This is a genomic window from Pseudomonas sp. JAI111 (genome assembly GCF_024809425.1).
Lineage (GTDB): Bacteria > Pseudomonadota > Gammaproteobacteria > Pseudomonadales > Pseudomonadaceae > Aquipseudomonas.
The window spans coordinates 164,901-188,322 of the sequence record NZ_JANUCB010000007.1 but is presented as its reverse complement, the minus strand read 5'-3'; the positions used below and the strand labels follow the sequence as shown (position 1 = coordinate 188,322).

Sequence of the window (23,422 nt, the reverse complement as noted above, 5' to 3'; positions counted from 1 at the left end):
GCTCCTGCTTAAGGCCGCGTCGGCGGCATCAGTTTCTACGAAGGACCTGGGCAACGGTCGCGACGTTGTGGGCGAGGTGCAGCGGATTAATGGTCCCGACAATAGCACTGGCAACGCCGGGATGTTCAAACAACAGCTCGAAGCTGGCGCGCACCGGGTCTACACCCGGGCTCAGGCAGACGTGACCGCTGGCGAGGGCTTTCTTGACCAGAATGGCTTTACCGTGAGCAGCAGCATAGTCAATGACCGGCTTCTCGTTCTGATCGTTCAGATTGTAGGTGACCATGGCGCAATCACCTTGTTCCAGAGCCTTCAAACCGCCTTCTACGGTTTTGCCGGAAAAGCCGAAGCCGCGAATCTTGCCTTCGGCCTTGAGTGCGGCGAGGGTCGCATAGACCTCGCTGTCATTGAGGATCGCCAGGTCGTTGCCGTCGGAGTGCACCAGCACCAGGTCGATGAAGTCTGTTTCCAGGCGTTGCAGGCTGCGCTCCACTGACAGTCGGGTATGCGCGGCGCTGAAGTCATGGCTCGACTGGCCGTCGCTAAACTCTTCACCGACCTTGCTGACGATCACCCAATCCTGACGCTGGCCACGCAACAACGGCCCGAGACGTTCTTCGCTGCGGCCATAGGCCGGGGCTGTGTCGATCAGGTTGATGCCCATGTTGTGCGCAAGCTTGAGCAACATCCGCGCTTCGTCGTCATCGGGAATCTGGAACCCGCTAGGGTATTTCACCCCTTGATCGCGGCCGAGCTTGACCGTGCCCAGGCCCAGCGGCGAAACCAGCAGGCCGGTGCTGCCCAGTGGGCGATGCAGTTCGTGCAGGGTCGGTTGGCTCATGGCAACAGTTGCTCCCAGGCGGGGATGCCAATCGGTGGTTTTGGCAGATCGGGTAGCGGCGTCGTAGGGCCGGGTTGAATGCCGTCACGCGCAAGGCTTGCGATCACCCGGTCGGCGAAGTCTGGCGCCAGTGCCAATTTGGTCGGCCAGCCGACCAGCAGTCGACCTTCTTCGGCCAAAAATGCATTGTCAGGACGGGTCAGCCCCGATTGCAGCGGCTCGGCGCGGTCCACGCGCAGGGTCGCCCATTGCACCGTGCTCAGATCAATCCATGGCAGCAACTGGCCAAGTTCTTTCTGCGCGGTGGCGATTTGTTCGGCGGGTTCGCGAGCAACACCTTCGGCTTCAGCGATATCGCCGCCCAGGTACCAGACCCATTGGCCATCGGCCGCCGGGTGGGTGGTCACGGTGATGCGCGGCTTGGTGCCGCCGCCCAGGCAATGGGCGTACAGCGGTTTGAGGCTAGGGCCTTTGGCGATGATCATGTGCAGCGGCCGGCGCTGCATGGCGGGCTGGCTCAGGCCGAGTGCTTCGAGCAGCGCTGCCGTGCCGCCACCGGCGCTGAGCACGATGCGCTGCGCACGGATCTCGCGCCCGTCGACCTTCAGGCCCACCAGAACGCCATCCTCCAGCAACGGTTCAATCTTCTGGCCGGCGAGCAAGCCGTCCCCCGCCAGGTCGGCGAGGCGCTGGATCAGGCTCGGTACGTCGACCACCAATTCTGCCAGTCGATAGACTTTGCCCTTGAAGCGCTTGTTTTGCAGGGCCGGCGGTAGTTGGTCGCCCTTGACCTGATCGACGCGGCCGCGCACGGCTTTGCTGGCGAAGAAACTGGTGAGGTTGCCGGCGAGGGTGCCGGGGGACCAGAGATAGTGGGCTTCGGACAACAGGCGCACGCCGGACAGGTCCAGCTCGCCGTCGCCGGCCAACGCCTCACGCCAACGGCGCGGCATGTCGGCGATGGCTTCCGAGGCGCCGGTCAGGGCGCCATGCAGCGCGTATTTGGCGCCGCCGTGGATGATGCCCTGAGACTTCACGCTCTGTCCGCCGCCGAGGCTGGCGCTTTCCACCAGCACGGTCGAAAAACCCTGACGGCGCAGGCGCGCATTCAGCCAGAGGCCGGCGACACCAGCGCCGACAATCAGAACGTCGGTGGAAATAACGGATGGCATGCAGCGACCTCAATGTTCAAGACGAGGGCGCAGTATACAGACTCGAAGATTGGAGGTTTTGCTGGCGATCAATCGATGGCAGCACACAAACCCTGTGGGAGTGAGCCTGCTCGCGATAGCGTCATGCCAGTCGACATTTATGTAAGCTGACACACCGCTATCGCGAGCAGGCTCACTCCCACAATGGATTGCGCTTCGAACCTTAATGGCCGGCGGTTTTGGAGAAGAGCTGGATCACGACAACACCCAGTACGATCAGCGCCATCCCCAGCATCGCCGGCACATCCAGCTTCTGGCCGTAGATAAACAGCGCCGCCACGCTGACCATCACGATTCCCATGCCGGCCCATACCGCGTAGGCAACACCCACCGGAACGCTGCGCACCACCAGGGTCAACATCCAGAAGGCAATGCCGTAGCCGACAATCACCAGAATCAGCGGCAACGGGGTGCTGAAGCCTTTGACGGCTTTCATCGAAACGGTTGCGATCACTTCGGCGCAGATGGCAATGGCCAGATAGTAGTAAGCGGTCATGGGTGCATCCTCGTGTGAAGTGTTGCTTTGTGTGGTCGGCATTCTAGAGATTCCTCAGATGCGGTAAAGTCATTACCTATCTGTTCTGACGATGGGTTGCCTCATGAGCATGCAATGGAATCTGGAGCATCTGCGGCTGTTTGTCAGCGTAGCGGAGCAGCGTTCGTTTTCGGCGGTTGCGCGGGATCAACGCAAGGCGCAATCGGCGGTGAGCAGTTCGATTGCCCAGCTGGAGGACGACCTCGGCGTGAGCCTGTTCGACCGCAGCAGTGGTCGTCAGCCCAAACTTACCGAAGCCGGCAACGCCTTGCTGGAGGAGGCGCGCGAAGTGCTGCGTCAATGTGAACGCCTCAATGGGCGGGCGTTGGCGATGATGCGCGGCCAGGAGGCACGCCTGCGTGTGGCTCAGGATGAGGCGATGCCCTATCAGCCGATCATCGAGAGCTTTGAAGCCCTGGCGGAAAAATTTCCCAGCCTTGAAGTGCAACTGACCAGCGCCGCCCAAGGCGATGTGGCGCGCAAGCTGGTGGAGCGCCGGGCCGATCTGGGCTTGCTGTTCTATCACGATCAGATTCCCGAAGCCCTTGAGCGGCGAGTGCTGGGCAGCGTCGAGATGGTGACCGTGTGCGGTGTCGGACATCCGTTGGCCAGGCAGATGCAGATTGATTGTCAGCAAATGGCGCAGCATCGACAGCTGCTGATGTCCACACAGTCCAGCGTCTACCCCGGCAGTGAGCCGGCCAGCCCGCAGGTCTGGCGGGCCGACAGCTTCTACGTCATGGCGGAATGGCTGGTGCGCGGCCTCGGCTGGGCCTGGCTGCCGCGGCACGTAGTGCAATATCCGGCGTATCAGGGCCTGATGGTCGAACTGGACAGCGAATGGACTCCACCGGCGCTGGTGGTGGAGCTGGTCTGGCGCCGTGATGAACCCCTAGGTCCGGCGGCGCGTTGGTTGGCGGAACGTTTTACGGTGCACTTGCAGGCGATCGGTCAAAAAAGCCGATAAACTCCGCCGCCATGAATAGAACTCTCTACACCGCGCTGTTTTACCTGGGGCTGCCACTGGTAGCGATTCGGCTGTGGCTGCGCTCGCGCAAGGCACCGGCGTATGCCAAACGGATTGGCGAGCGATTCTCCCTTGGCCTGCCGGCGATGAAACCGGGCGGCATTTGGGTGCACGCGGTGTCCGTGGGTGAAAGCATTGCGGCGGCGCCGATGATTCGCGCCTTGCTGCAACGTTATCCACAGCTGCCGATTACCGTGACCTGCATGACCCCGACCGGGTCCGAGCGCATCCACGCACTGTTCGCCAACGAGCCGCGCATCCAGCACTGCTATTTGCCTTACGACTTGCCGTGCGCCGCCAAGCGATTTCTCGATCGGGTCCGGCCGACACTGGCGGTGATCATGGAAACCGAGCTGTGGCCAAACCATATACACCAATGCGCCAAGCGCGGCATTCCGGTGGCGCTGGCCAACGCGCGACTGTCCGAGCGTTCGGCCAGGGGCTATGGCCGCTTCAACAAGCTGACTCAACCGATGCTTGCCGAGATGAGCCTGTTCGCGGTGCAGACCGAAGCCGAGGCCCAGCGCTTCCGTGACTTGGGCGCGCGTGCAGAAACTGTCGAGGTCACCGGTTCGATCAAGTTCGACCTGACCATCGACCCTGCACTGCTTCAGCGCGCTGCCGAACTGCGGGCGCAATGGCAGGCTCAGGAACGTCCGGTGTGGATCGCTGCGAGCACTCACGAAGGCGAAGACGAAGTGGTGCTGGCGGCTCATCGTCGGTTGTTGGCCAATCATCCCGATGCGCTGCTGATTTTGGTGCCACGTCATCCAGAGCGATTCAATTCAGTGTTCGAGTTGTGCCGGCAACAGGGGTTTGCCACGGTGCGTCGTTCCGCTGGCGAACCGGTCACCGCCGGCACGTCGGTGTTGCTGGGCGACACCATGGGCGAGCTGCTGTTTCTGTATGCGCTGGCGGACAGCGCATTTGTCGGCGGCAGTCTGGTGGCAAACGGCGGGCATAATCTGCTGGAGCCGGCGGCACTGGCCAAGCCGGTGCTGAGTGGGCCGCACCTGTTCAACTTCCTCGAAATCGCCGCGCAATTGCGCAGCGCCGGGGCGTTACAGGAAGTGGAAGATGCCGAAGGTCTGGCGCTGGCCGTGCAGCGGCTGTTCGAATTGCCGCGCGATGCGCAGCGGATGGCGGAGGCGGGGTTGAAGGTGATGCGCACCAATCAGGGGGCGTTGCAGCGATTGCTGGATGGGTTGGGGCGGCTGATCGATTGATCGATCGGGTCGTCTGAAACAAAAAGATCGCAGCCTCGTTTCACTCGACAGCTCCTACAGGATTGATGCAAATCCGGTGTAGGAGCTGTCGAGTGAAACGAGGCTGCGATCTTTTGTTTTTACTGCGTCGGATTAGCCTTCAACTGCGCCGCCGCAGCCTTGGCCAGGTCCGGTGGCAGGAAGTCTTTATCCGGGTTGTAGTCGGCCTTCAGATAACGCCCCAGGTCCTGCAAATCCCCGGGATTCAACGTGCCCGCCGCCTGCTTCAAGCGCAGGTTGTCGAGAATGTAGTCGTAACGGGTATTGTTGTAATTGCGCACCGAGGTGTACAGCTGACGCTGCGCATCCAGCACGTCGACAATGTTTCGCGTGCCCACCTGATAACCGATTTCGGTGGCTTCAACCGCACTCTGGTTGGAAATGATCGACTGCTTGCGCGCCGCCACCTGCTCAACGTCGGTGTTCACCGCGCGGTGCAGGTTGCGGGTGCTTTCCACGATCTGCCGACGCAGGGATTCGCGCTGCTGCTCGGACTGATCCAGTTGCGCATACGATTGGCGCACCTGGGAACTGGTCAAGCCGCCGCTGTAGATCGGGATGTTCAGTTGCAGGCCCACTGTCGTTTGCGAGACGTTGCCACCATACGGTTGGGGGAAGGCGTTCGGGTTGCTGAAACCCAGGGCGTCGTTGTCACCTTTCTCGTATTTCGCCACGGCGTCGAGGGTAGGCGCATGGCCGGCCTTGCGTTGCTTGAGGGTTTCTTCGGCCGCGCTGACGGCGTAGTTGCTGGCCAGCAGATTGAGGTTCTGCTTCGCCGCCGTATCGACCCAGGCCTTGGCGTCGTTCGGCGCGGGCGGCAGGATCGGCAACGTATGGGAAATACCCCAGATCGAGTTGTACTGACGGTTGGTCAGGGTGATCAGAGCTTCGAAAGCATCATCCACCTGACGCTGCGCGAGGATCCGGTTGGCGCGCGCGGTGTCGTAGCTCGCTTGCGATTGCAACACGTCAGTCTTATCCGACAGGCCGACGTCAAAGCGTTCGTTGGACTGATCGAGCTGGCGTTTGAACGCGGCTTCCTCGGCCTTGGTCGAGGCCAGGTTGTCCTGGGTGCGCAAGACGTTGAAGTAACTGTTGGCGGTTTGCAGGATCAGATTTTGCTCGGTTGCCGAGAGTTGCAGTGCAGCCTGCTCGTTGACGTCTTTGGCGGCCTGGAACTGGAACCAGCGATCAGCGCGGAACAGCGGTTGAGCCAACGTCGCCTGGTAGGAGTGGGCGTTGCGGTTGGCGGTCGCCGAAGGCTGATCGATGACAGTGCGCACGTTGGCCATTTCTGCGCCGCCCGAGATATTGGGCAGCAGCCCGGCGCGAGCCTGAGGCACGACTTCTTTCTGTGCGCCATATTGAGCAACGGCGGCGGCGAGGTCGGCGTTGTTATCCTTCGCTTCCTGATACACGCTGACCAGATCGTTTTTGGTCGATAAGGGCGCTTCTGCTGCCCAGGCCATTCCATTGGACGCACAAGACACGGCAAGGGCCAGTGAGAGTTTGCGCAGCATGAGGCCATCCCTAAAAAAATTATGCTGATAATTTGAGCGCCAAGGCTACGGCGCGGCCCACACAGCGTCAAGGTGCGGCATGGCTTGCGAGTGTAGTGGTGGCCACGTTCGGCAACAATCCGTTAATTGCGCCATTCATCATGGTGTTTACCGCGGTGTTGGCGTTCTTTGCTGGTTGTGTCTAGACTGGCCGGGTTCTTGTCGGGGTGCCTTGCTATGAGGCTGAGATCGAATAATTTCGGATCCCGTTGAACCTGATCAGGTTAGCGCCTGCGTAGGGAACAAGATTTCTCGTCACCCGGCGAGTCCTCTTGTGCTTCGTCCGGGATGTTGTTCGACAATCGAACACCCCTCGAGCACTGAGCACAGCACAGCTGGTTTTCCCAGCGCACGTGCGTCCATTCGTTTACAGGTTCGCTCCGACAAAAAATCCACTGCCTGGATGTGTTCGGAGAGCCCGTGATGACGATAAAACTAAAAGACCATACGAACCTGAGTGACTCGGCCCAAGTCGATCAACAGTCGGTTCAGCCGTTTACCCGCTCGCAAAAAATCTACGTTCAGGGCTCCCGTCCGGACATCCTCGTGCCGATGCGCGAAATCAGCCTCGATGTGACCCCGACCGACTTCGGCGGCGAGGTCAATGCGCCGGTAGTGGTGTACGACACCTCGGGCCCGTACACCGATCCCAACGTCATCATCGACGTGCGCAAAGGCCTGGGCGATGTGCGCTCGCCATGGATCGAGTCCCGCGGCGACACCGAGCGCCTGCCCGGCCTGAGCTCCAGCTTCGGTCAGGAACGCCTGGCCGATGCCGAACTGACCAAGCTGCGTTTCGCCCACGTGAACAACCCGCGCCGCGCCAAGGCCGGGGCCAACGTCAGCCAGATGCACTACGCGCGCAAAGGCATCATCACCGCCGAGATGGAATACGTCGCCATCCGCGAAAACATGAAGCTGGAAGTCGCCCGCGCCGCCGGTCTGCTGGACCAGCAACACGCCGGTTATAGCTTCGGTGCCAGCGTGCCGAAAATCATCACCCCCGAATTCGTCCGCGACGAGATCGCCCGCGGTCGCGCGATCATTCCGGCCAACATCAACCACACCGAACTGGAACCGATGATCATCGGCCGTAACTTCCTGGTGAAGATCAACGGCAACATCGGCAACAGCGCCTTGGGCTCGTCCATCGAAGAAGAAGTGGCGAAACTCACCTGGGGCATTCGCTGGGGTTCGGACACGGTCATGGACCTGTCCACCGGCAAGCACATTCACGAAACCCGCGAATGGATCATCCGTAACTCGCCAGTGCCAATCGGCACAGTGCCGATTTACCAGGCCCTGGAAAAAGTCGGCGGTGCGGCCGAAGACCTGACCTGGGAGCTGTTCCGCGACACCCTGATCGAACAGGCCGAGCAGGGCGTCGACTACTTCACCATCCACGCCGGCGTGCTGCTGCGCTACGTGCCGCTGACCGCCAAACGCGTGACCGGCATCGTCTCCCGTGGCGGTTCGATCATGGCCAAGTGGTGCCTGGCGCATCACAAGGAAAACTTCCTCTACACCCATTTCGAAGACATCTGCGAAATCATGAAGGCCTACGACGTCAGCTTCTCGCTGGGCGATGGCCTGCGTCCGGGTTCGATTGCCGACGCCAACGACGCCGCACAATTCGGTGAGCTGGAAACCCTCGGCGAGCTGACCAAGATCGCCTGGAAGCACGACGTGCAGTGCATGATCGAAGGCCCGGGCCACGTGCCGATGCAGTTGATCAAAGAGAACATGGACAAGCAGCTCGAGTGCTGCGACGAGGCGCCGTTCTACACCCTCGGCCCGCTGACCACCGACATTGCGCCGGGTTACGACCACATCACGTCGGGCATTGGCGCGGCGATGATCGGCTGGTTCGGTTGCGCGATGCTCTGCTACGTCACGCCGAAGGAGCACTTGGGCCTGCCGAACAAGGATGACGTGAAGACCGGGATCATCACCTACAAGATTGCCGCGCATGCCGCCGATCTGGCCAAAGGGCATCCGGGCGCGCAGATCCGCGACAATGCCTTGAGCAAGGCGCGGTTTGAATTCCGTTGGGAAGACCAGTTCAACCTGGGCCTCGATCCGGACACTGCGCGCTCGTATCACGATGAAACCCTGCCGAAGGATTCGGCCAAGGTCGCGCATTTCTGCTCCATGTGCGGGCCGAAATTCTGCTCGATGAAAATCACCCAGGAAGTCCGCGAATACGCGGCCAACCAACGGATCGAAACCGTCGATGCCGAAGTCGCCCAGGGATTGGCGGAACAGGCCGAGCGGTTCAAGCAGGAAGGCAGTCAGCTATACAAGAAAATCTAGCCACAAGTGGCAAGCTGCAAGCTGCAAGAAGAAGCGGATTTCGTACTGCTTCTATCTTGTGGCTTGCGGCTTGAAACTTGCCTCTGCTCCTATTTGAGATAACACCCTTGAGCATTCAACCCAGTACTTATTCTCCAGACATCGCCGTACCGACGGACAAGCGCGTCTTCGGCGGTCGCGATCTGTTTTCCCTGTGGTTCTCCCTCGGCATCGGTTTGATGGTGCTGCAGACCGGCGCCTTGCTCGCGCCGGGTCTGGGCCTGTCCGGCTCGTTGCTGGCGATCTTCCTCGGCACCTTGGTCGGCGTTCTGCTGCTGGCCGCCGTCGGTGTGATCGGCAGCGACACCGGCCTGTCCTCGATGGCCGCGCTCAAACTCAGCCTCGGCAAACGCGGCGCCAGCCTGCCGGCCGTGCTGAACCTGCTGCAACTGATCGGTTGGGGCTCGTTCGAAATCATCGTCATGCGCGACGCGGCCAGCCTGCTCGGCGCGCGGGCCTTCAGCGAAGGCAGCCTGCTGTCGAATCCGCTGCTCTGGACCTTGTTCTTCGGCGCACTCGCGACCTTGCTGGCAGTCAGCGGGCCGTTGACATTCGTGCGGCAGATCCTGCGCAAGTGGGGCATCTGGCTGTTGCTGGCGGCGTGCATCTGGCTGACCTGGAACCTGTTTGCCAAAGCCGATCTGGCCGCCTTGTGGGCGCAGGCCGGTGACGGTTCGATGCCATTCGCGGTTGGTTTCGACATCGCGATCGCGATGCCGCTGTCGTGGTTGCCGCTGATTGCCGACTACTCACGTTTCGGCAAGCGTGCGAAAAACGTGTTCGGCGGTACGGCGTTGGGTTTCTTTATCGGTAACTTCTGGCTGATGAGCCTGGGCGTGGCATACACCTTGGCGTTCGCGCCGAGCGGTGAAGTGAATGCCTTGTTGCTGGCACTGGCCGGTGCAGGTCTGGGGATTCCGCTGCTGCTGATTCTGCTGGATGAGTCGGAAAATGCCTTTGCCGATATTCACTCGGCGGCGGTGTCCAGCGGGATTCTGTTGCGCTTGAAGGTCGAGCATCTGGCCCTGGCGATCGGCGTGATCTGCACACTGATTGCGTGCCTGGCGCCGTTGGCCCAGTACCAGAACTTTTTGCTGTTGATCGGCTCGGTGTTTGCGCCGCTGTTCGGCGTGGTGCTGGTGGATCACTTCATCTTGCGCAAACGCAGTGCTCAAGTGGCGTCAGCCGCATTGCGCTGGCCGGCGTTGCTCGCCTGGTTGGGCGGGGTGAGCACTTATCACTTGCTGGCCAATCTGTATCCGGACATCGGCGCAACCCTGCCGTCGTTGATTCTGGCAGGGTTGCTTCAGCTCGTGCTGGGTCGGGCTTTCAGTTACGGCCGGGAAACAGCTCAGGCTTGAGAATGCCGTTCAAGCGTGGGTAAGGGATCTTCAGTTCGATATGGCCCAGCGCGTAAGGCGCGATGGTGCTCACTTCGTACTTGAGGATCACTCCACCGTAGGTCAGCGCCACGTTCTGGGTTTTCTGGAAATGCCAGCTCTTCAGGAACTCCGGCTCCTGATCGAGTTTGGTGCTGATCAGCCAGCTGTTGTGCGCCACTTGCGCGGCTTTCCAGAACGCCTCTTCCTGTCCCGGCAGCAACATATCCGACAGCGTCAGCACTTTATGCTGCTGGCGCGAATAGTTGATGAAGCTGCGTCCCGGCGTGCCTTGCGCGTTGCCGGTGTCCAGGTAACTGGAAAATTCGACAATCACCAAGCCGTCATGCTGCTCACGTACCTTGGCTTGCAAGTAGCTGCTGGAGTGCGGTGCGGCGGTGCGCAGGAACTGATCGCGATACGCGGCCAGGGTCGGCGCTGCCGGGGCGTCCGGGGTGCGGGTCAATAGCAACAGGTTTTTTTCCACCAGGCCATCCAGTTGTGGCTCGGCCGGGAAGTGCACGGTGTCGATGTTCACCAGCGGGCAATCAGGAGTGGAGCAACCCGGCTTCAATGTTTCCGAGGCATCGCGGGTGGTCTCCAGCGGTGTCCGGTAATTGGGCTGGAACAAACTCTGGCAGGCACCCAGGGTCAGGGCGATTGCGGCCACGGAGGCGATTTTAAAAAACGACATGGGCGTCCTTCACAAAACAGGGAAAGGCGAAAAGTTATCCGCTTCGACTCTCAACGAAGCGGTCAGTTCGCCACTAAGCTAATTAGAGTTGGTTTCGCCCTCACCGTCTATCTCGCTGACTGGAAAGGGGCTGCATCAAACGGTGCGAGCGCGTTAGGATGGCGCGAAGTCGAGGTTGCAAGTCACCAAAGGAGCCTCGTAACGGACTGCAGTAAACGAGGATAGTCATGACTGATTTTGCCAACGCCATTCCGACCGCCGTAGATATCGTTCGGCGTGAAAAGTGCTACGAGGGTTTCTACAAACTCGATCGTGTGCACTTGCGCCACGAATTGTTTGCCGGGGGCATGAGTCGTGAGATCAATCGTGAAGTGTTTGTCCGTCATGATGCCGTGTGCGTGCTGCCATACGATCCACAGCGTGATGAAGTGGTGCTGATCGAGCAGTTTCGTGTAGGCGCCATGGGCAAGACTGACAATCCATGGCTGATCGAACTGGTCGCCGGTCTGATCGACAAGGATGAAGTGCCAGAAGAAGTTGCTCACCGCGAAGCGCAGGAGGAAGCTGGGCTTGTGTTCGGGGCGCTCTGGCCGATGATCAAATATTTTCCATCGCCGGGCGGCAGCAACGAGTTTGTGCATTTGTACCTGGGGCGTTGTGACAGCACCGGCGTCGGCGGCCTGTATGGGCTGGAGGAAGAAGCAGAAGATATCCGCGTCACGGTCTGGGCATTCGAAGATGCCTTGCAAGCCGTACGCGACGGAAGAATTGCCAACGCGCCTTGTATCATTGCTTTGCAATGGCTGGCTTTGAACCGCGTTGAAGTGAGGGGGCTATGGTCGTAAACAAGCTGCGCGATCGCTACCGGGTTGACCTTGTAGGGCTGCAAGCCTCTTGCGAGGCCAACTACGCGCGTCTGATGCGACTGCTGCCGGACATGCGCAACGAGCCGGCGGCGCGGCGCATTGCCGTAACTAACGGTGACCAGATGCTCGGCGTGCTGGCCCTCGAGGTGCTTCAAGTCTGTCCGTACACCACGACGCTGCAGGTCCGGCAGGAACATAGCCTGCCATGGCTGCCAGTGCCGCAACTGGAAGTGCAGGTCTATCACGACGCCTGCATGGCTGAAGTGGTCAGCGCCGAACATGCGCGACGCTTTCGTGGCATCTATCCTTATCCGAATGCCTCGATGCATCAGCCTGACGAGAAGGCTCAACTGAATATGTTTCTGGGCGAATGGCTGAGCCATTGCCTGGCATTGGGGCATGAGTACGAAGTCGTCCGTTAACGTGAGTTGTGAACTGTGTCCGGTTCACAGGTTTCCTCTTTTGATCGTCCCCCAGCATAATTGCGGCACTCATCCATCCCGTGATTCAGCCTTGGGAGAACGCCTTGCCGAGCGTATCCACATTGACCACCGCCGATTCGGCGTTATTGGTGCAACTCTCTGACAGTCATCTGTTTGCCGACGCGAACGGGACGCTGATGGGCATGAATACGCGCGACAGTCTGCAAAAAGTCATCGAGTTGGTGCGGCTTCAGCAGCCACGGATCGATCTGATCATTGCCAGTGGGGATTTGTCTCAGGACGGGACGCTGGAGTCCTATCAACTGTTTCGCGATTTGACGCGGCCGCTTGATGCGCCGGCGCGTTGGATTCCCGGCAATCACGATGAGCCGCGGATCATGGCCGAGGCGGCGGTACAAAGCGCTTTGCTGGAGTCGGTGGTGGATGTCGGCAATTGGCGGGTCACGTTGCTGGATTCGGCGGTGCCGGGGTCGGTGCCGGGGTTTTTGCAGGATGAGCAGTTGCAGTTGTTGGTCCGTTCATTGAGTGAGGCGCCGGAGCGGCATCATCTGGTGTGTTTTCATCATCATCCGGTGTCGATCGGGTGTGCCTGGATGGAGCCGATCGGGTTGCGTAATCCTGATGCGCTGTTTGCGGTGCTTGATCGTTTTCCGCAGGTGCGTGCGGTTTTGTGGGGGCATGTGCATCAGGAGGTTGATCTTGAGCGTAATGGTGTTCGGTTGATTGCTTCGCCTTCGACGTGCATTCAGTTTGAGCCGGGGAGTGATGATTTCAGTGTCAGTGATGAGGCGCCGGGGTATCGGTGGTTGCGGCTTTTGCCTGATGGGCGGGTTGAGACTGGCGTTGAGCGGGTTTCCGGGTTTGCCTTCCAGATTGATTACGGTTCTAACGGGTATTGACGGTTTTGGTTTTGGTCTTGGCGGCCTTTGGGCCGACCATGTTGTGGGGTGACCGGGTACATATCCGTTGCTGCGGTAACGGCGGCTTAGGGTTTCGCCCTGACGGCGACTCACTTTTTTTGACAAACGCCTCAAAAAAAGTAAGCAAAAAAAAGGCTCGCCCCGGCGTCCGGCCCCTCGCTTAGGCTCGGTGTTCCTTCGTTCCGGCATTCATCTGGGGGCATCGCCTCCGGTCTGCTTCGCGACGACCTCCTCTCGATGTGTGCGGCTCCGCCGCACGGCGCTACGCGCCTGCCCCCCAGATGAACGCCTCCACTCAGCCTCCCGAAGGGGCGGGTAGATCAAGATCAAAAGCTGCAGGCGAGCTACCGCTCGGCCTGTTGAGTGGTGAAGAGCGGGGGTACACCTCGATTTACTGTGGGAGCTGGCCTGCCGGCGATGGCGGCCTGACAGCCGACCAATCTCTCGCAGGTGTACAAAATTCAATTGTGGGAGCTGGCCTGCCGGCGATGGCGGCCTGCCAGCCGACCAACCTCTCGCAGGTGTACAAAATTCAATTGTGGGAGCTGGCCTGCCGGCGATGGCGGCCTGCCAGCCGACCAGTCTCCTGCAGATGTACACCAAACCCTGTGGGAGCTGGCCTGCCAGCGATGACGGCCTGACAGCCGACCAGTCTCCTGCAGGTGTACACCAAACCCTGTGGGAGCTGGCTTGCCAGCGATGACAACCTACCAGCCGACCAATCTCCTGCAGATGTACACCAAACCCTGTGGGAGCTGGCTTGCCAGGGTAGAAACCGGGGACATCCTTTACGTTTTAAACCGGAGACATCCTTTACAGGTGTACAAAATTCAATTGTGGGAGCTGGCCTGCCAGCGATGGCGGCATGACAGCCGACCAGTCTCCTGCAGGTGTACACCAAACCCTGTGGGAGCTGGCTTGCCAGCAAAGGCGGCCTGACAGCCGACCAATCTCTCTCAGGTTTACAAAATTCAATTGTGGGAGCTGGCCTGCCGGCGATAGCGGCCTGACAGCCGGCCGATCTCTCTCAGGTGTACAAAATTCAATTGTGGGAGCGAGCTTGCTCGCGATAGCGGCCCGCCAGCCGACCAATCTCTCGCAGGTGTACACAAAAACCTGTGGGAGCTGGCCTGCCAGCGATGGCGTCCTCGCTGGCGCCCCATTTTTTGCGGATGTCCCCGATTCTCCTGACTCCCTGTAAACTGCGCCTTTTTACCGACGTACAGGGAGCTCAAATGTCCGGTTCGATCCTTTATATCCACGGTTTCAACAGCGCGCCAGCCTCTAAAAAGGCCACTCAGTTGATGCAGGTGATGGATCGTCTGGGTCTGAGTGATCAGTTGCGTGTACCGGCCTTGCATCATCATCCCCGTGAGGCCATCGGTCAGTTGGAGAGGGCGATTGAGGAGCTGGGGCGGCCGCTGCTGGTCGGCAGCTCACTCGGCGGCTACTATGCGACTCACTTGGCTGAACGCCATGGTTTGAAGGCTCTGTTGATCAACCCTGCGGTCAGTCCGCACCGGATTTTTGACGGGTTCCTGGGGACGCAGAAAAACCTGTATACCGATGAAGCCTGGGAATTGACCCACGACCATGTAACGGCCCTGGCTGAGTTGGAAGTGCCGGCGCCCCAGGATCCGCAGCGGTTTCAGGTGTGGTTGCAGACCGGCGACGAAACGCTGGACTATCGCCTTGCCCAGCAGTATTACCGAGCCTGTGCCTTGCGCATTCAGGCCGGTGGCGATCACGGTTTTCAGGGTTTTGCCGCGCAGTTACCGGCAATGCTCAGTTTTGCCGGCATCGGCGCAGATTTGTATCAGGCGATTGATTTCACAGCACTGTGAGCCTTCACCTCTTTTTCCTTGAACATATTTACAGAAGACGGACGACGAGACCCCATGGCCACTCCCAGCGCTAGCTCCTATAACGCAGACGCCATCGAAGTCCTCTCGGGCCTCGACCCGGTGCGCAAACGCCCCGGCATGTACACCGACACCAGTCGGCCGAACCACCTTGCCCAGGAAGTCATCGACAACAGCGTCGACGAAGCCTTGGCCGGGCATGCGACGTCGGTGCAGGTCATCCTGCATGCCGATCACTCTCTGGAAGTCAGCGATGACGGGCGTGGCATGCCGGTGGACATTCACCCGGAAGAGGGTGTGTCAGGCGTCGAGCTGATCCTCACCAAGCTTCATGCGGGCGGCAAGTTTTCCAACAAGAACTACCAGTTCTCCGGCGGTCTGCACGGGGTGGGTATTTCGGTGGTAAACGCCTTGTCGACCGAAGTCCGGGTGCGCGTAAAGCGTGACGGCAACGAATACCAGATGACCTTCGCCGACGGTTACAAGAAAACCGAGCTGGAAGTGATCGGCACCGTTGGCAAGCGCAACACCGGCACCAGCGTGTTCTTCGCGCCGGACCCGAAATACTTCGATTCACCGAAATTCTCCATCAGCCGCCTCAAGCACGTGCTCAAGGCCAAGGCCGTTCTGTGCCCGGGGCTGCTGGTCAGTTTTGAAGATAAGGCCACCGGCGAGAAGGTCGAATGGCATTACGAAGACGGTCTGCGTTCTTACCTCGTCGATGCCGTCAGCGAATTCGAGCGCCTGCCGGACGAGCCGTTCTGCGGTAGCCTGGCCGGTAATAAAGAAGCGGTCGATTGGGCGCTGTTGTGGTTGCCGGAAGGTGGCGACAGCGTTCAGGAAAGCTACGTCAACCTGATCCCGACGGCGCAGGGCGGTACGCACGTCAACGGTTTGCGTCAGGGCTTGCTCGATGCCATGCGTGAGTTCTGCGAATTTCGCAGCCTGCTGCCGCGCGGTGTGAAGCTGGCGCCGGAAGACGTCTGGGAGCGCATCGCCTTCGTCCTGTCGATGAAGATGCAAGAGCCGCAATTCTCCGGCCAGACCAAAGAGCGTCTGTCGTCCCGTGAAGCGGCGGCTTTCGTCTCCGGTGTGGTCAAGGACGCCTTCAGCCTGTGGCTCAACGCCAACCCGGAAACCGGCATGCTGCTGGCGGAACTGGCCATCAACAACGCTGGCCGTCGTCTGAAGGCCAGCAAAAAGGTTGAGCGTAAGCGCATCACCGCAGGTCCGGCGCTGCCGGGCAAACTCGCCGACTGCGCCGGGCAGGACCCGATGCGTTCCGAGCTGTTCCTGGTGGAAGGTGACTCCGCCGGTGGTTCGGCCAAGCAGGCGCGCGACAAAGAGTTTCAAGCGATCCTGCCGTTGCGCGGCAAGATCCTCAACACCTGGGAAGTCGACGGCAGCGAAGTGCTGGCCAGCCAGGAAGTGCACAACATCGCCGTGGCCATCGGAGTCGATCCTGGCGCGGCGGACATGAGCCAGCTGCGCTACGGCAAGATCTGCATCCTCGCCGACGCCGACTCCGACGGCTTGCACATCGCCACGTTGCTTTGCGCCTTGTTCGTCCAGCATTTCCGCCCGCTGGTGGATGCCGGTCACGTCTACGTCGCGATGCCGCCGCTTTACCGCATCGACCTGGGCAAAGAGATTTACTACGCCCTGGACGAAGCCGAGCGCGATGGCATTCTCGATCGCCTGGTGGCCGAGAAGAAACGCGGCAAGCCGCAGGTCACCCGATTCAAAGGCCTGGGTGAAATGAACCCGCCGCAGTTGCGCGAAACCACCATGGACCCGAACACTCGGCGACTGGTGCAGCTGACGCTGGACGATTTTGCCGCGACCTCGGAAATGATGGACATGCTGTTGGCGAAGAAACGCGCCGGGGATCGCAAATCCTGGTTGGAATCCAAAGGCAACCTGGCCGAGGTTCTTGGTTGATGCGGCTTGGCTTAGTCCTGGCGTGTGGGTTGCTGCTGACCTCGTTGACGGTCTCTGCCGAACCGGCGCCGGAGCTGCGCGTGTTGTCCGAACATGCCGTCGATGGCATGCGCGGCGGCAATCTGTCGGGGCTGGCCCAGTGCGGCAAGGACCTGTGGACGGTTTCCGATCGCGACGATGATCAGATCTACCGTCTCGACACGACGGCCAACACCTGGCAAGCCGAAACCGTGCATATCGACGTACCTCCGGTGCCGGACACCGGTTTGCCCTGGGGGTTGCGGGCGCGGACCTGGGCGGCCTCTTTCGTGCGGGGCGGGGATCTGGATTTCGAAGGGATCACCTGCGACAGCGCGGGCAATCGTTACATCGTCAGCGAAGGCCATGCGGCCGTCCTGCAAGTACCGGCAACAGGGCCGGCAAACTGGCTGAAAATTTCGCCCATGATGGTTCGCGAAGCTCGGGCCAGCGGCATGCTGCTGCAATTCAATGCAATATTCGAAGGTCTGGCGATCAATCCGGCAGGCGACCAAATGTGGCTCGCCGCGGAGCGCCAAAGCCGGGGGTTGCTGCTGATCAAGCGCAAACAGACTGTCTGGGATTGCGACGGTCGTTGTGTGCTGTTGAGCGAAGCCGGCATGGAAATGCAGCCGCCGCAATTTCCCAAGGCCAAACCGGTCAACCGGGATTTTTCCGACCTGTCATTGTTCGAGGGCAAGCTGTTTACCCTTGAGCGCAACGCCTATCAGATCTGTCGTCGAGATCCACAGACTGCCAAGGTCGAGCGCTGCTGGTCGTATGCCGCCGAGTTGTTGCAGGAAAACCGACGGTATTCGCAGAACTACGGTCTGGAAGAGGCATTGATCATCGACGCCGACGGTGCCTGGATTGGCGTCGACAACAACTTTGGCCCCCGCGCCGATGGCGAGGTCCGCCCGGTTGTCTGGCGCTTCGCAGCGCCTGAAGGTGGCTGGAGCGCCCAGCTTTGAGCCAACAGACGCCAGGAAAACGTGCCGGTCGCGTTTTTATGGTGTTGGCCTGGTGCGCTGCACTGTTTTTGGCGACGCGGTTTTTCGGGCAGTGGGAGGCGCGTCAGCAGAACCCCAATGTCGTCGTCACCTCGCAGCAGGGCGAAGGTTTTATCGAGGTGAAGCTGGCCAGTAACACACAGGGGCATTTCGTCGCCAGCGGCCAGATCAACGGCCAGGCGGTGAATTTCATGCTCGATACCGGGGCGACCGATGTGGCGATCCCGGCAGAAATGGCCGAAAGGCTGAAGCTGGAACAAGGCTTCGGGGTCACCCTGAGTACGGCCAACGGTCGCACGGAGGGGTATCGAACCCGCGTCGACCGGCTGCAACTGGGCGATATTGTGTTGCGTGATGTGCGCGCCATCGTCGTGCCAGGCCTGGATGGCAATCAAGTGCTGCTCGGAATGAGCGCGCTGAACAAACTTGAATTTACCCAGCGCGGTGGCACCATGCTGCTGCGCCAGACAACGAACTGATGAGGCCCGCATGAGCGACTCCCTTGATCTCAGCCTGGACGGTGTAGAACGCCGGTCACTGGCTGACTTCACCGAAAATGCCTACCTCAACTACTCCATGTACGTGATCATGGACCGTGCCTTGCCGCATATCGGCGACGGCCTGAAACCGGTACAGCGACGCATCATCTACGCGATGAGCGAGTTGGGGCTGGACGCCGATTCCAAGCACAAGAAATCGGCGCGTACCGTCGGTGACGTGCTCGGTAAATTCCACCCGCACGGCGACTCGGCCTGCTACGAAGCCATGGTCCTGATGGCCCAGCCGTTCAGCTATCGCTACACGCTGGTCGACGGTCAGGGCAACTGGGGTGCGCCGGATGATCCCAAGTCCTTCGCCGCCATGCGTTACACCGAAGCGCGGCTGTCACGTTATTCCGAAGTGCTGCTCAGTGAACTGGGCCAGGGCACCGCGGACTGGGGCCCGAACTTCGACGGTACCCTCGACGAGCCTCTGGTGTTGCCGGCACGTTTGCCGAACATCCTGCTCAACGGCACCACCGGCATCGCCGTGGGCATGGCCACCGACGTGCCGCCGCATAACCTGCGCGAAGTCGCGACGGCGTGCGTGCGTTTGCTTGATGAGCCCAAAGCCACGGTCGAACAGCTCTGCGAGCACATCCAGGGGCCGGATTACCCGACCGAAGCGGAAATCATCACGCCCCGCGCCGATCTGCTGAAAATGTACGAAACCGGCAAGGGCTCGGTGCGCATGCGCGCCGTGTATCACATCGAAGACGGCGACATCATCGTCACCGCGCTGCCGCATCAAGTCTCCGGCGCCAAGGTGCTGGAACAGATCGCGGCCATGATGCAGGCCAAGCCGTCCAAGGCTCCGCAGATCGCTGACCTGCGAGACGAGTCCGACCACGAGAACCCGTGCCGGATCGTGATTATCCCGGGCGCGCGCAAGAACTTCGACCACGATGCATTGATGCAACACCTGTTCGCCAGCACCGAGTTGGAGTCGAGCTATCGGGTCAACATCAACATCATCGGCCTGGACGGCAAGCCGCAGTTGAAAAACCTGCGTGCGTTGCTGGTGGAATGGCTGGCGTTCCGCGTCCAGACCGTGCGCCGTCGCCTGCAATTCCGCCTGGACAAGGTCGAGCGTCGCCTGCACCTGTTGGACGGTTTGTTGATCGCCTACCTCAACCTGGATGAAGTGATCCACATCATCCGTACCGAGGAACACCCCAAAGCCGCGCTGATCGAGCGTTTCGCCCTGAGCGAAATCCAGGCCGACTACATTCTGGACACCCGTTTGCGTCAATTGGCGCGACTGGAAGAAATGAAGCTGCGCGCCGAGCAGGATGAATTGCTCAAAGAACAGGCCAAGCTGCAAGCCCTGCTGAGCAGTGAAGCCAAGCTGAAAAAACTGGTACGTACCGAACTGATCAAGGACGCCGAAACCTACGGCGACGACCGTCGTTCGCCGATCGTCGAGCGTGCCGAGGCCAAGGCCCTGACCGAGCACGATCTGCTGCCGAACGAGAAAGTGACCGTCGTGCTGTCGGAAAAAGGCTGGGTGCGTTCGGCCAAGGGCCATGAAATCGATGCCACCGGGCTTTCCTATAAGGCTGGCGATGGCTTCAAGGCCTTGGCGCCGGGACGCTCGAACCAGTTTGCGGTGTTTATCGACTCCACCGGTCGCAGCTATTCGGTGGCCGCCCACACGTTGCCATCGGCGCGGGGGCAGGGCGAACCCCTGACCGGCCGTCTGACACCGCCACCAGGGGCAAGCTTCGAATGCGTGCTGATGCCGGAAGACGATTCGCTGTACGTGATCGCCTCCGACGCCGGTTACGGTTTCGTGGTCAAAGGTGAAGACCTGCAAGCCAAGAACAAGGCGGGCAAGGCGCTGTTGAGCCTGCCGAACAATTCGAAGGTCATTCTTCCGCGTCCGGTAACGGACCGCGAGAATAATTGGCTGGCCTCGGTGACCACCGAAGGTCGCCTGCTGATCTTCAAGATCAGCGATCTGCCACAATTAGGAAAAGGCAAAGGCAACAAGATCATCGGAATCAATGGTGAGCGTGTGGCCAGTCGCGAAGAATATGTCACGGACATCGCCGTACTGCCGGAGGGCGCCACGCTGGTGTTGCAGGCCGGAAAACGTACCTTGTCACTGAAAGCGGACGACCTCGAACACTACAAAGGTGAGCGTGGACGTCGAGGCAACAAACTGCCACGTGGCTTCCAGAGGGTAGATGCGCTGCTCGTCGAAAACCTCAATTAAGCGTGCTAGAGCGATCGATCTACGATTTAACGCGTAGATCGACGCTTTGGCGCTGGAGTCGGAACGCATATTCACGGATGATATGGCCTTTCAAGCGCCGGCGTGGCCGAGCGTTCTTCATTTTTATTGAGTATTTTCACTGTGGTGAGCCTTGTGGCAACCACCTGGATGGGACGATGACTGCTCTGCGCCTTCCTTTTATTTTGATGCTCGCTGGCGTTCTTGGCCTGGCGGGTTGCAGCGTTCACCAACCGGTGTCGCTGTATCAGCTGGACAGCGGTAGTCCGGCTCCGCCTGCGCAAAGCGCGGGCATGGCGGTATTGCTGGGCCCGGTAACGGTTGCGGATTACCTGCAACGTGAAACCTTGCTGCAGCGACAGCCCGATGGCAGCCTTCAGGCCTCGACCGACGGTCGTTGGGCCGGGAGCCTGTCGTCAGACATCGATCAGTTGTTGCTGCGTCAGGTCGCCGCTCGCCTGGACAGTCAGCGTGTTGTCCTGGCGCCGGCTACCTTGGGCTTCACGCCGGACGTTCAGGTGCTGCTGACGATTACCCGTCTGGATTCGGGCAAATCGCAGCCAGCGATCCTGGATGCGCAATGGCGTCTGATCGACCGTCGTGGTCAGGTTCGCGATAACCGCATCATTCATTTGCAAGAACAGCATGCTGGCGGTACGGCGGCTCAGGTTCAGGCGCAGGGCGTGTTGCTGCAGCGTCTGGCCGAGCAATTGTCGGTGGCCCTCAAGCCGCTGGCTAACCAGCCACCCATTGCCGAAGCACCACGCAAGTCTGCTCCGAAACCTGCCGCACCAGCGGCCGAGCAGGAGAAACAGCCGAAGATCCCGATGGCCTCGCCAATCCGCACGGATATGGAAGTGTTCAGGTTCTAACGCTGGATTGATTCAACACAAAGCCCGCACAGATGCGGGCTTTGTTGTTTCTGCAGGGTGCAGTTATCTATTGTTCGTCCTGGCCCCATCGCGAGCAGGCTCGCTCCCACAGATGATCTCGGCGCCCCACAAATCCCATGTGGGAGCGAGCCTGCTCGCGATGGGGCCGGGACAGGCAACAAAAAGCCCGCAGACGATCACTCATCTGCGGGCTTTTTCACTTCTGGGCTTTAAGGCTTACGCCCGACGCTCGTGCATCCGCGCCAGTTGCCGTTCCAGCATCGACGGATAAGGCTCCATCAACCGTTCCACGCAGCAAGCGCCCTCAGGGCTGGCAATCGGACGAATCCGCGCGCGCTGACGGATCAGCGCATCGTCACCGATCTTGCGCTCCACCAGCAGCAGATTGCGGCTGTGTTGCGACAAGGCCAGGGCGTCCTGAGCGGTTTCGGTCAGCAGCAGGTCGATCTGGCTCAGACCGAACAACTCGTCGCCCAACGTCAGGCCCAGCTGCAGCTGCAGGGTAATGCCACTGTCAGCGACTTCGATCTGCAACTGATGGCCCAGGGCCCGCAACAGCTCACCGCAGCAGATCGCGTTGGTCAGGTAGTCGTCGCCGCTGTCTTCGGTGTGGAACAGCATCAGCGTACTGCCGTCGTTCAGCGTGTGCAGCTCGCTCTGGTACAGCGAGGCCGCCTGATCGAGGCAATCGCGATAGCGTTTCAGCAGTTCTTCCAGGCGGGTACGTGGCAGGCGACGCAGTTGATCCTGGGCGCCCAGCTGCACGGCCAGTACTGCGCTGTGCTGTGGCACGTTCGAGACGACCGGTTTTGCCTGTGCTATCGGTGCGCTGGTTGCCGATTCGTCAATCAAGTCGGCAAACGCGTCATCGTCATCATCGTCTTCGACAGTGCTGACACTGCGCCGTGGCGCAGGCTTGAGACCCGCCACAGGTTTGGTTTCGTCAAAGCTTGGGTCGCGCAGGTTGCGCACTTCGAAGGTCGGCTCGTTATCGTCCGCGTCTTCGTATTCGCTATCGTCCACCTCGGGCTGCGGTGCCGGCGCAGGCTCGGCCGGTTCCGGCGCGAAGTTGGCATGCAGCTGGCGAGCGAGGTCGCCGACTTCATCCTGACGTTCGGTAGCCGGGGTGTATTCGTCGATATTGCGCAGCCACACGCGCAGCTGCAGCAGGGGTGTTGAGATATTACGCCCCAGGCGCAAGCTCAATGCCAGGGACAGGGCCAGCAGGATCGCACTCAAAATGCCCATGCTTTGCAGGCTGATGGTCATCGGCTGCTGGAACTGATCCATGTCCAGGCTGATGCGCAGTTGCCCGGCAGTCACGTCCTGGAAGGTGATCTTGCTCTGGTACATGCCCTCGGCTTCGCCCAGCAGGCTGTGCTTGGGACGTTGACCGGCTTCGGCGAGGATGCGGTTATCCACGCTATAAATAGCCGCGTGAGCCACCAGCTTGTTTTTGGTCAGGTTGTTGAGCAGCACGTTGAGGCTGAGGATGTCGTTGGACACCAACAGCTCCGTGGCGGAGGTGGCGGTCTGCGTGGTCAGGCTTTCGCCCAGCGCATCTGCCTGCTCGTGCATGGCCTGCTTGAACTGCAAACCCATCACACAGGCATAGATGACCAAGGCCAAAGCGACCAGGATCACGTTATGGCTGGCAATGCGCAATGCAATCGGTACACGGCGATGGCGCAGTGCCCGGAAGATCAGCAGAAAGAAGTTATCGGTTTTTACTGGCGTGGGCCGGTTCACTTGAGCTCGGCTCTTTTGTCCGTGAAGTTGACGCGCAGTATAGCGACAGGCCCTAGACCGGCAAAGCGTTGACGGTGCCCGA

General features: G+C 60.3%; 19 protein-coding genes and 1 riboswitch. Of the genes, 13 read left to right on the top strand and 6 right to left on the bottom strand.

Going from position 1 to position 23,422, the window contains the following annotated elements:
- Window positions 1–28: 28 nt before the first annotated feature.
- From HNR03_RS21565 to HNR03_RS21555, 3 genes are all read right to left on the bottom strand, one after another.
- The gene (locus tag HNR03_RS21565; protein ID WP_090176347.1) at window positions 29–841 is read right to left on the bottom strand and encodes an aldo/keto reductase; all 813 of its coding nucleotides are present in this window, start codon (window positions 839–841) and stop codon (window positions 29–31) included.
- Window positions 838–2,013 carry an FAD-binding oxidoreductase gene (locus HNR03_RS21560; protein WP_259155640.1) on the bottom strand — a complete coding sequence of 392 codons (1,176 nt, stop codon included), beginning with the start codon at window positions 2,011–2,013 and terminating at the stop codon, window positions 838–840. Before HNR03_RS21560 ends, HNR03_RS21565 begins: the two co-directional genes overlap by 4 nt.
- 202 nt (window positions 2,014–2,215) lie before the next feature.
- Window positions 2,216–2,548, bottom strand: coding sequence for a multidrug efflux SMR transporter (locus HNR03_RS21555; protein ID WP_008027887.1), 333 nt, complete (start codon window positions 2,546–2,548; stop codon window positions 2,216–2,218).
- 103 nt (window positions 2,549–2,651) lie between these two features.
- On the opposite strand from HNR03_RS21555, the gene HNR03_RS21550 reads away from it, so the two are divergent.
- Window positions 2,652–3,554, top strand: a complete 903-nt coding sequence (locus HNR03_RS21550) for a LysR family transcriptional regulator (RefSeq protein WP_259155636.1) — start codon at window positions 2,652–2,654, stop codon at window positions 3,552–3,554.
- Window positions 3,555–3,565: 11 nt separating this feature from the next.
- A complete protein-coding gene (gene waaA, locus HNR03_RS21545) occupies window positions 3,566–4,840 on the top strand; it encodes a lipid IV(A) 3-deoxy-D-manno-octulosonic acid transferase (protein WP_259155635.1) in 1,275 nt (424 codons plus the stop codon).
- 119 nt (window positions 4,841–4,959) lie between these two features.
- On the opposite strand, the gene HNR03_RS21540 is transcribed toward waaA, so the two are convergent.
- Window positions 4,960–6,399 (bottom strand): TolC family outer membrane protein, encoded by a 1,440-nt coding sequence (locus HNR03_RS21540; protein WP_222589510.1) that lies wholly within the window; start codon window positions 6,397–6,399, stop codon window positions 4,960–4,962.
- Between the two features lie 192 nt (window positions 6,400–6,591).
- Window positions 6,592–6,697, top strand: a riboswitch (TPP riboswitch).
- A gap of 164 nt (window positions 6,698–6,861) precedes the next feature.
- Here HNR03_RS21540 and thiC point away from each other — a divergent pair.
- Together thiC and cytX are read left to right on the top strand one after the other, a co-directional pair.
- On the top strand, window positions 6,862–8,751 hold the full coding sequence (gene thiC / locus HNR03_RS21535) for a phosphomethylpyrimidine synthase ThiC (protein WP_259155633.1): 1,890 nt from the start codon (window positions 6,862–6,864) through the stop codon (window positions 8,749–8,751).
- 107 nt (window positions 8,752–8,858) lie between these two features.
- On the top strand, window positions 8,859–10,151 hold the full coding sequence (cytX, locus tag HNR03_RS21530; protein WP_208670353.1) for a putative hydroxymethylpyrimidine transporter CytX: 1,293 nt from the start codon (window positions 8,859–8,861) through the stop codon (window positions 10,149–10,151).
- Here cytX and HNR03_RS21525 read toward each other — a convergent pair.
- On the bottom strand, window positions 10,120–10,863 hold the full coding sequence (locus tag HNR03_RS21525) for an RsiV family protein (protein ID WP_259155631.1): 744 nt from the start codon (window positions 10,861–10,863) through the stop codon (window positions 10,120–10,122). The two genes, cytX and HNR03_RS21525, sit on opposite strands and share 32 nt — an antisense overlap.
- Before the next feature lie 227 nt (window positions 10,864–11,090).
- Here HNR03_RS21525 and HNR03_RS21520 point away from each other — a divergent pair, with 227 nt between their 5' ends.
- The 9 genes from HNR03_RS21520 to HNR03_RS21480 all read left to right on the top strand — a co-directional run bounded on the left by HNR03_RS21520 (window position 11,091) and on the right by HNR03_RS21480 (window position 21,570).
- The gene (locus HNR03_RS21520) at window positions 11,091–11,708 is read left to right on the top strand and encodes an NUDIX domain-containing protein (RefSeq protein WP_090176327.1); all 618 of its coding nucleotides are present in this window, start codon (window positions 11,091–11,093) and stop codon (window positions 11,706–11,708) included.
- On the top strand, window positions 11,699–12,151 hold the full coding sequence (locus HNR03_RS21515) for a DUF1249 domain-containing protein (protein WP_090176324.1): 453 nt from the start codon (window positions 11,699–11,701) through the stop codon (window positions 12,149–12,151). The genes HNR03_RS21520 and HNR03_RS21515 overlap by 10 nt, the downstream gene beginning before the upstream one ends.
- 104 nt (window positions 12,152–12,255) lie before the next feature.
- Window positions 12,256–13,071: a 3',5'-cyclic-AMP phosphodiesterase gene (gene cpdA, locus HNR03_RS21510; protein WP_259155630.1), complete on the top strand. Its 816-nt coding sequence runs from the start codon at window positions 12,256–12,258 to the stop codon at window positions 13,069–13,071.
- A gap of 1,256 nt (window positions 13,072–14,327) precedes the next feature.
- The gene (locus HNR03_RS21505; RefSeq protein ID WP_259155629.1) at window positions 14,328–14,936 is read left to right on the top strand and encodes a YqiA/YcfP family alpha/beta fold hydrolase; all 609 of its coding nucleotides are present in this window, start codon (window positions 14,328–14,330) and stop codon (window positions 14,934–14,936) included.
- A 54-nt stretch (window positions 14,937–14,990) separates the two neighbouring features.
- The gene (parE, locus tag HNR03_RS21500) at window positions 14,991–16,895 is read left to right on the top strand and encodes a DNA topoisomerase IV subunit B (RefSeq protein WP_222589517.1); all 1,905 of its coding nucleotides are present in this window, start codon (window positions 14,991–14,993) and stop codon (window positions 16,893–16,895) included.
- A complete protein-coding gene (locus HNR03_RS21495; RefSeq protein WP_259155626.1) occupies window positions 16,895–17,884 on the top strand; it encodes an esterase-like activity of phytase family protein in 990 nt (329 codons plus the stop codon). The genes parE and HNR03_RS21495 overlap by 1 nt, the downstream gene beginning before the upstream one ends.
- Window positions 17,881–18,402: a TIGR02281 family clan AA aspartic protease gene (locus tag HNR03_RS21490; protein ID WP_090176311.1), complete on the top strand. Its 522-nt coding sequence runs from the start codon at window positions 17,881–17,883 to the stop codon at window positions 18,400–18,402. Before HNR03_RS21495 ends, HNR03_RS21490 begins: the two co-directional genes overlap by 4 nt.
- A 10-nt stretch (window positions 18,403–18,412) precedes the next feature.
- Entirely contained in the window at window positions 18,413–20,680 is a 2,268-nt protein-coding gene (gene parC, locus HNR03_RS21485) for a DNA topoisomerase IV subunit A (protein WP_222589520.1), read from the top strand.
- A gap of 176 nt (window positions 20,681–20,856) precedes the next feature.
- Complete coding sequence (locus tag HNR03_RS21480; RefSeq protein WP_222589521.1) at window positions 20,857–21,570, top strand: membrane integrity-associated transporter subunit PqiC; 714 nt, start codon at window positions 20,857–20,859, stop codon at window positions 21,568–21,570.
- A gap of 237 nt (window positions 21,571–21,807) precedes the next feature.
- Here HNR03_RS21480 and HNR03_RS21475 read toward each other — a convergent pair whose 3' ends face one another.
- Window positions 21,808–23,340, bottom strand: a complete 1,533-nt coding sequence (locus tag HNR03_RS21475) for an AhpA/YtjB family protein (protein ID WP_222589522.1) — start codon at window positions 23,338–23,340, stop codon at window positions 21,808–21,810.
- Window positions 23,341–23,422: the final 82 nt, after the last annotated feature.